A 10,721-nucleotide genomic window follows, 5' to 3' on the forward strand; every position below is an offset into this window, starting at 1 on the left:
ATCCAGGTGGCGCAGTCGGTGCGCGGCACCGCGCTGGTCACCTCCGGCCTGGCGGCGGGCCAGACCGTGGTCAGCGACGGCCAGTACGGGCTGCGGCCGGGCGACGCTGTGGCCGCGCGCAGCCCGCCCGACACCACCGCCGCGCCGCTGATGAACGCGCAGACCGACCAGCTGGGGATTCAGCCATGAGCAACGCGTCCAACGGCGGCCTATCCGGCCCGTTCATCCGGCGGCCGATCGCCACGCTGATGCTGATGATCGGCGTCGTGCTGGTCGGCATCGTCGCGTATCGCTCCCTGCCGGTCGCGGCCCTGCCGTCGGTCGACCTGCCGACGATCCAGGTCACGGCGCAGCTGCCCGGGGCCGACCCGGAGACCATGGCCTCCTCGGTGGCGACGCCGCTGGAGCGCCAGTTCGGCGAGATCCCCGGCCTGTCACAGATGACCTCGGCCAGCGCGCTGGGCTTCACCCAGGTGACGCTGCAATTCGACCCCTCGCGCACGGTCGACTCTGCCGCGGGCGACGTGCAGGCGGCGATCAACGCGGCCGGCGGCGACCTGCCGAAGACCATTCCGACGCCGCCGACCTACCGCAAGACCAACCCGGCCGACACGCCGATCCTGATCCTGGCCCTGACCTCCGACACCCTGCCGCTGACCACGGTCGACGACTATGCCGAAAGCATTCTGGCGCAGAAGCTGTCGCAGGTGCCGGGCGTCGGGCTGGTCACCATCGGCGGCCAGCAGCAGCCGGCCATGCGGGTCGAGGTCAATCCGCAGCAGCTCGCCGCCCAGGGCCTGACGCTGGAGGACATCCGCACCGCGCTGTCGTCGATCACGGTCGACGATCCCAAGGGCACGCTCGAAGGCAAGCAGCAGGCCTATGCGCTGCAGACCAATGACCAGCTGACCACGCTCGCCGGCTACAACCAGGCCATCATCGGCTACAGGAACGGCGCGCCGATCCGGGTCAGCGACATCGGCCATGCCGAGATCGGGCCGGCCAACGACCAGCTGGCCGCCTGGTACGGCCGCCAGCGCGGCATCATCCTGGCGGTGCAGCGCCTGCCGGGCGCCAATGTGATCCAGACCGTCGACAGCATCCGGCGCGAGCTGCCGCAGCTCGAGGCGTCGATCCCGCCGGCGATCAAGATCGCCGTGGTGTCCGACCGCACCACCACCATCCGCGCCTCGGTCGCCGACGTGCAGTTCACGCTGGTCCTGACCATCGGCCTGGTGGTGATGACCATCCTGCTGTTCCTGCGGAACGTCTGGGCTACGATCATCCCCGGCATCGCCGTGCCGATCTCGATCGTCGGCACCTTCGCGGTGATGGCCGTGTTCGGCTACTCGCTCGACAACCTGTCGCTGATGGCACTGTCGGTCGCGGTCGGCTTCGTGGTCGACGACGCGATCGTGATGGTCGAGAACATCGTCCACCATCTGGAGCAGGGCAAGACGCCGCTGCAGGCGGCGCTGGATGGCGCCGGGCAGATCGGCTTCACCATCCTGTCAATCTCGGTGTCGCTGGTCGCGGTGTTCATCCCGCTGCTTCTGATGGGCGGCGTCATCGGCAAGCTGTTCCAGGAATTCGCGGTCACCGTCGCCGTCGCCATCGCCGTCTCGGCCCTGGTGTCGCTGACGCTGACGCCGATGCTCGCCGCGCGCCTGCTCAAGCCGCAGGCCGAGGCGCGGCACGGCCGGCTGTACCGGCTGCTGGAGGCCGGCTTCGTCCGCCTGGCCGCGGGCTATGAGGCGGCGCTCGACCGGGTGCTGCGGCACCAGCGGCTGACCCTCGCGGCCATGATCGCGACCATCGCCCTGACCGGGTACCTGTTCGTCACCATCCCCAAGGGCTTCTTCCCGCAGCAGGACACCGGCCTGATTGCCGGCGTCACCGAGGTGGCCCAGGACGCCTCCACATCGGACCTGGCCGGGAAGCAGCAGCAGGTCGTCGACGTGCTGCTGCGGGACCCGGCGGTCGCCTCGGTCGCCAGCTATATCGGGCCTGGCGGCACCAACCCGTCGCCGAACCAGGGGCGCATGTACATCTCGCTGAAGCCGCAGGGCCAGCGCGGCCCGAACGCCAGCGCCGACCAGGTGATCGCGCGGCTGGACAAGCGGCTGCAATCGGTGACCGGCATTCGGCTCTACATGCAGGCCGCGCAGGACATCACCATCGGCGGCCGGGTGGCCAAGACCCAATACCAGTACACGCTGACCGACGTGAACACGCAGGAACTGGCATCCTGGGCGCCGAAGGTGGTCGCCGCGGTGGCGCAGCTGCCCAGCGTCGCCGACGTCACCAGCGACCAGGAATCCTCGGGCCTGCAATTCACCATCCAGATCGACCGTGATGCGGCCTCGCGCCTCGGCATCGCCCCGCAGGACGTCGACAACGCCCTCTACGACGCCTTCGGCCAGCGGGTGGTCACCAAGGTCTTCACCGCGCTGAACCAGTACTATGTGATCCTCGAGGTCGACCCGGCCTTCCGCAAGGGGCCGGACGCGCTGCAGTCGGTCTATCTGCGCTCCTCCGCCGGCCAGCCGGTGCCGCTGAGCGAGATCGCGCACCAGGCGCCGGCGACCGCGCCGCTGGTGGTCAATCACCAGAGCCAGTTCCCGTCGGTTACGGTGTCCTTCAACCTGGCGCCGCACAGCTCGATCGGGACGGCGGTGGCCGATGTCGACCGCGCCGTGGCGGCGCTGCACCTGCCGGCCAGCATCCAGGGCGCCTTCCAGGGCACGGCGCATGCCTACGTGACCGCGCTGGCCGGGCAGCCGGCCCTGATCGCGGCGGCGCTGATCGCCGTCTACCTGATCCTGGGCATGCTGTATGAAAGCGCCATCCACCCGGTGACGATCCTGTCGACGCTGCCGTCGGCCGGCGTCGGCGCGCTGCTGGCGCTGATGGCGGCAGGGATGCCGCTCGACGTGATCGGGATCATCGGCATCGTGCTGCTGATCGGCATCGTGAAGAAGAACGGCATTATGATGGTCGACTTCGCCCTGGCGGCGGAGCGGGCGGGCAAGACCCCGGTCGAGGCGGTGCGCGAGGCCTGCCTGTCGCGCTTCCGGCCGATCCTGATGACCACGATGTGCGCGATCCTGGGCGGCATTCCGCTGATGGTCGGCACCGGCACGGGGTCGGAGATCCGCCAGCCCCTCGGCTACGCCATCGTCGGCGGGCTGATGGTCAGCCAGGTGCTGACCCTGTTCACCACGCCTGTCGTCTATCTCTATCTCGGGCGGCTGGGTCGTGTGGTGCGGCAGGGGAGGGAGGCGCTGAAGGCCGTGCGGCTCCAAAGCCCCACGGTCTGATCAGGACCGGATCGCGATGACCAGGAGCGCCTTGAGCGCCTGGCCGGCCTCCAGGAACGGCATCGGATCCATCGGCTGGCCGTCGCGGCGGATCTCGTAATGCACATGCGGGCCGGTCGAATCGCCGGTCGATCCCAGCGTCCCCAGCACCGTGCCGGCGGTCACCGCCTGGCCCTCGGTCACGGCGATGCTGTCCATGTGACCGTAGCGGGTGACCAGACCCTCCGCATGCTGGATCTCGACCATGTTGCCGTAGCCGCCGGCCACGCCGGCGCGCAGCACGCGCCCGCTTCCGGTGGCGAAGATCGCCGTTCCGCGCGGCGCCACTAGGTCCAGCCCGGCATGGAGGATGACGATCCCCTTGATCGGATGCAGCCGGTACCCGAACGGACTGGACATGCGGTATTCGGTGCGCAGCGGCGTCGCCAGCGGCAGGTTCGGCAGCCGGGCCGCCAACGCGGTCGCCCTGGCGTCCAGGGCCGCCGGGGCGAAGGGGCGGAAGGCGACCGGCGCGCCGGTGTCGAGCCCGAGGCGCGTGAACGCCCCCTCGATGGCCGACACGGCGACGGCCAGGCGAGCGGCCTGAGCCAGGCGGCGATCGGCGGCCGCGACCGCCGCCGGGGGCAGGCTGGGCGCTATCACGGCGACATCCGGCTCCTGCTGCGGCGCGCCGGGACCGGCCGGCTGCTGTGGCGCCTCCCGGTGCATCCAGGCGTATAGCCCGACACCGCCCGCGGCGCCCAGCACCAGCACCACGGCGATGGCGGCCAGGATGCCCGCGCCATGGCCGCTCCGGCGGGGGGGAGAGGCGGGGCGCGGACCGGGCCGGGAAGGGGGAGAGACTGGCCGTTCCTCTACCGTCGCGGCCGACTGCTCCGTCGCTGCCGGAACCGCCAAGACGATGGCGGCGGGCGGACCGTCATCGCCTGGGGCGGCCCGCTGGACCAAGAAGCGCGCGGCCACGGCGGGCGGCATCCGGGCCGCTGCGGCCGACCCGTCCGGCAGGGCCCGCGCCAGCGCCGGTGAGGCTAAGGCCAGCATGCTGCCCGGCTCCAGCCGGGTGCGCAGCGTGTCGACCAGGACCGGTTGGCCGCCATCCGCCGCATCGTCGGACCCGGCAAAAGCCACCAGCCCCGGCGTCGCGCCGTCGAGCCGATACAGGCCGGCCCCGCCCAGCCGCAGGCACAGCAGATGCGGCGGGCTGGTCAGGGCGACGAGCACGGCAACGCCTGCCTCGCCGCCCCGCGCCGCCCGGCTGCGATGGCCCAGGCGCAGCGCCTCCTGCTCCAGCCGCCGCCGGATCAGGCGCGCGGCTTCCGCCTGCGGCAGGTGGGCATCCAGCGCCGCGAGATCGGCCAGAATCGCGGCCGCCTCGGCCGCGCCAACGGCGCCTGCCGCCACCGCGACAGCCCAGAGGCCGAGTTCCGGACGCGCCAGGACATGGGGGGCGCCGGCGGCCCCGGTGACCGGCGGCTCGGCCGCCCTGTCGCGTGCGGCGGTCAATCCAGCCCCGGCGCGGTCTGGCTGCGGTCTCGGGGCAGGCTGCCGGCCCGGTCGATGAAGGGCCGCGCCGCATCGGCCAGCGCCGCGAAGCCGGGCAGGTCGGTGCCCTCCGGCAGCAGCCAGGCATAGCGGCGGTCGACCTCCTGCCAGGGCCGGCGCCCCCCCAGCATCTCGGCCAGGGCCGCCAGCCGAGGCTCGGCCCCGGCGCTCTGGGCGGTGTCGAACAGCGTCGCCTGCCGAGCGGCGACGGCCAGGCGCAGCAGCGGGCCGGGCGACTGAGTCAGCGCCGCCACCAGCTTGGCGGCCTCATCCGGATCGGCCGGCACCTTGACGATCTCGATATCGCCCAGCAGCGCGTCCCAGGCCTGTCCGACATCGGCCAGGTACAGCGCCAGCACGGCCTCCGTCAGCTCCCGCCCGGTCGCCTGGGGGGCCGTGCCGCCGCCCAGCACCCAGGCGTCGGATTGCAGCGAGGCGGAGACGTCGGCGAGGGCGGGCACGACCACCTCCTGGAAGCCGGCCGCGGTCAGCAGCCCGGGAATCGGCGTCGCCAGCGATTGGCCCGAACGCCGGCCCACCGCCCAACCGTCGGCCCCCAGCACCCGGTCCGGCCGGAAGGCGGGCAGGCGCTGCGCCGCGTCCGAGGTGCGGATCGCGGCATAGGCGCGGGTCGGCAGCGGTGCCTCGCGCAGCCGCGCCCGGACGCGCTCGATAGCGGCGGGATCGAGCGTCACGGTCAGGCGCGGCCGGGCCGCCAGGGCGCGGTCGAGCTGCCGCAGCAGCCGGTCCTGCAGGTCGGCAGCGTCGAAGGACCATTGCACCTCAGCCCAGACCCGGGTCAGCGAGTCCTGCGGCGGGCCGGACCCGGCCAGGGCCAGCAGCAGCTTCAGCCCGTCGAAGGCCAGCTCCGGCGCCACGTCGGGCCGGTCGATCCGGAGCAGGACGCTGGCGGCGAAGCGCTGCAGGAATGCCTCGCCCAGCAGGCGCCGGTCCAGCTGCCGCTGCTCGGCGGCCAGCGCATCAAGCACCACGGCGTTCACGGCCGGGCGCCGCCACCAGGCCGGTCCGTCCTCGGGCAGTGGCGACGATGCGAGTGCCTCTAGCGCCGGCAGGACGGTGCCGGGATCATCGGGCGCCTGGGTCACCGGGGGCAGGGCTGCGGTGGCGGCGGCGATGGCGTCGCGGGTGCGCGCGGCGAGGTCCTGGTTCGAGAGATGCACCGCGGCCAGCCCGGCGGCGATCGCGACCAGGACCAGGGCGAGAATGGCCGGCCACAGCCGGCGGCGGCGCCGGCGCGGCTCAGACATCGCGCAGCGCCTCGGAGGGCTGGATCCGCGCCGCCAGCAGCGCCCCCCAGCTGGCGGAGAGCAGGGCGGCGGCCACGGTGACGGCGGCGGCGATGGCGGCATGCTCCGGCAGCAGGCGGCAGATCCGCTCCCCGGCCTGCAGCCCGTCGGCGAAGACCGTGTTCAGCACCGCCGCCGCGGCCGCGAAACCGGCACCGGCCAGGATCAGGCCCAGCACTGCGATCAGCAGCGCCTGGGTCAGCGGGAAGGCCACCAGCGCCGGGGTCGGCAGGCCGATCAGCCGCAGCATGGCGAGGTCACGCCGCTTGCGCTCGACATGGCCGCGCAGCCCGGCGGCCAGCGACACCAGGTAGCCGATCGCGCCGCATCCGGCGACCAGCCAGAAGGCGATGCCCAGGTTGCGGTCCAGCGCCTGCATCTGGCGGATGTCGGCTGCGGCGGTCCGCACCTCAATGCCGCGGTCCTTCAGCATCGCCTCGATCCCGGCGACGTCGTAGATCGACCGGGCATACATCCGGAACCGGGCGAACACCCGCTGCGCCGCCGGCGGCGGGGCGCCGGCCCAGCCGCGGCCGGGGACGGCCAGGCCATCGCGCCAGTCCTCGGTCGCCACCAGCAGGTCCAGCGGGGCCAGCACCGCCTCGGCCGGGGCCACCGGCGCCGCGGTGACGGCGGCCACGGTCAGGGGGATGTCCTGGCTCTCCATCCGCCCGTCGCGCTGCCGCGTGATCGTGGCCACCAGCCGGTCGCCCGCGGCGGCGCCCAGGGTCGCGGCCAGCCGCTCGCTGATCACCACCGCATCGCCGTCCGGCGGCGGGGCCCGGCCCAGCATCGGGTCGCCGGGGCCGCTGGGCAGCAGCGCCACGCCGGAGCGGGGAGGCTTGGCTTCATCCGCGCGGCGCAGGGTGGTGAAGCCGGCGGCGATCGCCCGGGTCGCGGGCACCATGAAGCCCACCCCCGGCGCCCGGCCGATCTCGGCCAGGAAGGCCTCGTCATAGCGGCCGCTGCCGGCGGGCAGGATCTCGCGGTTGCGGGGATCCTCGATCAGCCGCTGGGTCATGGTGTCGATCAGGCCGAAGCGCAGCCCGAACAGCACCAGCAGCGGCGCCAGCACTGCCGCCAGGCCCAGCACCTGGCACAGGGCCACGCGCCAGTCATGGGCGAAGTCGCGGCCGGCCAGGCCGGCGGCCAGCAGGATGCGCCTCATGACCGGAAGGTGGCGCGCACGACGCCGCCCTCCCGCTCCAGCGCGTGCCGGATCACCGGCCGCCCGCTTGCCTCGGCGCGCGACCAGTCATGCGACGCGATGATGGCCGTGACGCCCAGCCGCTCCGCGGTCTCGACCAGCAGGCCGAAGACGCGGTCGGCGGTCGGCGGGTCCAGCGACGCCGTCGGCTCGTCGGCCAGGACCACGGCCGGGCGGTGCGCCAGGGCGCGGGCGATGGCGACGCGCTGCCGCTCCCCCACCGACAGCCGGCCCGGCAGCAGCCCGGCCAGCCGGCCGAGGCCGAGCCGCTCGACCAGCCCGGCGACGTGCCCGCGGTCGACCTGGCCGGCGATGCGGGCGGTCAGCGCGATGTTCTCGGCGACCGACAGATAGGGCAGCAGCCCGCCGGTCTGCAGCACATAGCCGATGTGGCGGGCCCGCAGCTCCGCCAGCGCGTCGAGCCGCCGGCCGCGCCACAGCGCCGCCAGGTCGGCGGGCGGGTTCACGCCGTCGTTCAGGGTGAAGGCCGCGGCCCGGCTGGGCGCCAGGGTGCCGGCCAGGAGGTCGAGCAGGGTGGACTTGCCCGAGCCGGACGGGCCGATCAGGAACACCACGCCGCCGCGCGCGACCGTCAGCTCCGGCACATGCAGTTCGAACACCGCCGGGCCGGAGACGCGGCGCACCATGACGTCGCGCAGGGCATAGACCGGCGCGCCGGCGACGGTCACGGCAGGGCGTCCAGCGGGATCGGGTAGACGGCGTCGCCGCCGGTGCGGTTGCCGTCGAGCGAGATCCACAGGTCGGCGTTGTCGTAGATCTGCTGGTACAGGGTGACCTTGGCGTCCAGGTCGTCCAGGAATTGCCGCTGCTGCCCGAAGCTCCAGGACAGCCAGTCATCCTCGGTCAGCTCCATGATCCGGCTGCGATAGGGCAGGCCGTCGAGATATTCGCCGATCAGGCCCAGATCGGTCAGGCGCCGCCCCTCTGCCAGGGCCACGCCCTCCGGTCGGCGCGCCATGGTCGCGGCCGCGCTGCGCAGCTGGCCGAAGAAGTCGGCCGGTGCGATGCGCGTGACCTCGCCGGCATCGATGATCGTCTTCAGCGTCGACTGCAGGTCCGACAGCTGGTTCTTGGTGATCAGCACCCGGACATCCAGGGTCCGGCGCGACGGGTCGGCCAGATCGCGGTCGGTCACCCAGGCGGAGAACAGCCGCGGCGGCACGCTGCCCTCCGTCCGGCCCAGATAGGCCAGCTGCATGGCGCGGCCGACCAGCCCGGCCCGGGCGAAGGCCTCGGTGTCCGCGCTGGCGTCGTCGCCGCCACCGGTTTCCGCCGGCGGCTCGGCGGCCGTGACCTGGCCCTTGGCGGCATCCTCCATCTGCGTCGCGATGATGCCGGAGACCCGGTCGATCACCGCCCCGAAGGCGCGGACGTCGCCGTCCTGGATCGGGAAGTACAGGCTGCCGACATTCGGGTAGTCGCTGAGCGCCCGGTACGCCTCCTCGGCCGAGGCATGGTCGTCCTTGCCGGCGGCGGTCTTGAGATGGATGGTGATCAGCGCCGCGCCCTTGGACTGGGCCAGGATCCGCAGCTGGTCCGGGTCCAGATGGGTCGAGGAATAGCGGTCGGCGGCCCGGCGCGGCCCGGCATCGGTGACCAGCACGACGAAGCGGCCGGACACGCCGCTCCAGTCGATCTCGTCCAGCGCCGCCTTGACCCCGGCGAAAGAATCCTCGCGGAAATCCAGGTTGTCGCGGCGCGATGCCGCCGCCGCGTCCAGCCGGCGCAGGAACTGCGTCTTGTCGACATGGTCGGGCAGGTCGGCGAACACCCGGCTGGCGTATTCGTCGGGCGTGCCGTCCTTCAGCACGTCGCGGAAGCCGACCAGGCCGAAGCGCAGCGCGTCGCCGCGGCGGGCCCACAGCTTGTCCACCAACGCCCGGATCGTGTCCCGCGTGCGCTCGACATACGGGTCCATCGAGATCGTGGTATCGACCACGAAGACGACGCCGGCCGTGTAGCCGGCCATCACCCCCTGGTCCGGCTGCTGGGGTGCTGTCGGGGTGGCCGGCGCCGGTCCCGGCTGCTCCTGCAGCGAGGTCGCCGCCACCTGCAGCGCCAGGCCGCTGAAACCGCTGGCGAAATAGCCGTTCGTCCAGTTCAGGATCGGCAGCAGGTAGAAGGTCTTGGCCGGGTCGATCCAGCGCGGTGGCTCGATCGAGGTGACGTGGCTGTCGGCCGACGGGCTGCCGCTCTCCGCCGCCTGGCGCAGCGCCGCCGCCTTGGTGGCGGCCGCCGGATCCTCCATCAGCGCCAGCAGGGGGGCGGAGTCGTCGAAGAACAGCGCCCGGTCGCGGTTGACCGGGTTGGTGAAGGCGACAACCAGCGTCTGCTTCCAGTCGATCGCCTGGGCCGCGGGGATCCAGCCCAGCGTCCGGCCGTCGGCCGCCGGGCCGATCTCCAGCGCCACGCCGTTGCGGCTGGGCACGCGGGCATAGACGAACATCACCGACAGGGGCGGCAGCTCCGCCCCCGACGGATCGTCCCCCGGCGCCTTCGCCAGCCGCACGCCCGGCCGGGTCAGGATCCGCTGCTGCAGCGAGGTGGTGCCTTCCATCAACAGCGGCTGCCGCGCGGCGGGGGCGGCAGGCTGCGACTGCGCCGCCGCGGGCAGGATCCCGGCGAGCAGGGCCAGCAGCAGTGCGGCTGCGGCAAGGCGCGGGCGGCGCCGCAGCGCCCTCATGGCTTCTGCTCCGCCTTGGGCGGAAGGGTGCTCAGCCGGTCGCGCGCATCGGCCACGCCCCGCTGCAGCGCCAGCTCATAGAAGCGACGCGCCCGATCCGCATTCGGCGCGGTGAAGGGGTGCGGCCCCAGGTTCCAGAGCATCGGGTCATAGAACCGGGCGACCCCGAAGGCGGCGTCGCCGCTGCCGCGGTCCGAGGCTTCCAGCCATAGCGCCAGCGCCGTCTGGGCGTCCTGCTTCTCGGTCAGGTAGCGCAGCCCGATGGCATAGATCTCCTGCGCCGGCCGCTGCACGATCCGCAGCAGCACCGGGGTGCTCGGCGCCGGCAGCGGGTCGGTCAGCAGCGACTCCTCCTGCGGCACGACCGGCGGAGGCGGCGGGCTGGTCCCCGGCCATTCGAAATGCGGCGGCAGGGTCGCCGTTGCCGAGGTCCCGGCCGTCGGCGGAGGTGGCGAGGTGGTGCCGGTGACAGGAGGCGGCGGCGGGACGGTGGTCGATCCCCCGATATGCGGCGGCGGAGGCACCGGCGTGGAGGTCCCGGTCGTCGGCGGGGGCGGGACGGTGGTCGATCCTCCGACATGCGGCGGCGGGGGCACCGGCGTGGAGGTCCCGGCCGTCGGCGGGGGCGGCGAGGTGGGGCC

At 73.3% G+C, this 10,721-nt stretch carries 6 protein-coding genes and 2 pseudogenes; 2 read left to right on the top strand and 6 right to left on the bottom strand.

Annotation, left to right across the window (positions count from 1 at the left end; translation table 11 throughout):
• Together ABDW35_RS22920 and ABDW35_RS22925 are read left to right on the top strand one after the other, a co-directional pair.
• Positions 1–189 (top strand): annotated as a pseudogene (locus ABDW35_RS22920) (hypothetical protein); the annotation flags it as partial.
• Complete coding sequence (locus tag ABDW35_RS22925; RefSeq protein WP_343716198.1) at positions 186–3,320, top strand: efflux RND transporter permease subunit; 3,135 nt, start codon at positions 186–188, stop codon at positions 3,318–3,320. The pseudogene ABDW35_RS22920 and the gene ABDW35_RS22925, both read left to right, overlap by 4 nt.
• Here the strand turns inward: ABDW35_RS22925 and ABDW35_RS22930 are convergent, their stop codons facing one another.
• The 6 genes and pseudogenes from ABDW35_RS22930 to ABDW35_RS22955 form a co-directional block, all read right to left on the bottom strand.
• Positions 3,321–4,823 carry a M23 family metallopeptidase gene (locus ABDW35_RS22930; RefSeq protein WP_343716199.1) on the bottom strand — a complete coding sequence of 501 codons (1,503 nt, stop codon included), beginning with the start codon at positions 4,821–4,823 and terminating at the stop codon, positions 3,321–3,323. It abuts the gene before it with no gap.
• A complete protein-coding gene (locus ABDW35_RS22935) occupies positions 4,820–6,130 on the bottom strand; it encodes an ImcF-related family protein (protein ID WP_343716200.1) in 1,311 nt (436 codons plus the stop codon). Before ABDW35_RS22935 ends, ABDW35_RS22930 begins: the two co-directional genes overlap by 4 nt.
• On the bottom strand, positions 6,123–7,337 hold the full coding sequence (locus ABDW35_RS22940) for an FtsX-like permease family protein (protein WP_343716201.1): 1,215 nt from the start codon (positions 7,335–7,337) through the stop codon (positions 6,123–6,125). Before ABDW35_RS22940 ends, ABDW35_RS22935 begins: the two co-directional genes overlap by 8 nt.
• On the bottom strand, positions 7,334–8,065 hold the full coding sequence (locus ABDW35_RS22945) for an ABC transporter ATP-binding protein (protein ID WP_343716202.1): 732 nt from the start codon (positions 8,063–8,065) through the stop codon (positions 7,334–7,336). The genes ABDW35_RS22940 and ABDW35_RS22945 overlap by 4 nt, the downstream gene beginning before the upstream one ends.
• A complete protein-coding gene (locus ABDW35_RS22950; protein ID WP_343716203.1) occupies positions 8,062–10,080 on the bottom strand; it encodes a vWA domain-containing protein in 2,019 nt (672 codons plus the stop codon). The genes ABDW35_RS22945 and ABDW35_RS22950 overlap by 4 nt, the downstream gene beginning before the upstream one ends.
• Positions 10,077–10,721: pseudogene (locus ABDW35_RS22955) on the bottom strand (hypothetical protein); the annotation flags it as partial. The gene ABDW35_RS22950 and the pseudogene ABDW35_RS22955, both read right to left, overlap by 4 nt.

Source organism: Inquilinus sp., assembly GCF_039594555.1.
In the GTDB taxonomy this organism is placed as follows: domain Bacteria; phylum Pseudomonadota; class Alphaproteobacteria; order DSM-16000; family Inquilinaceae; genus Inquilinus.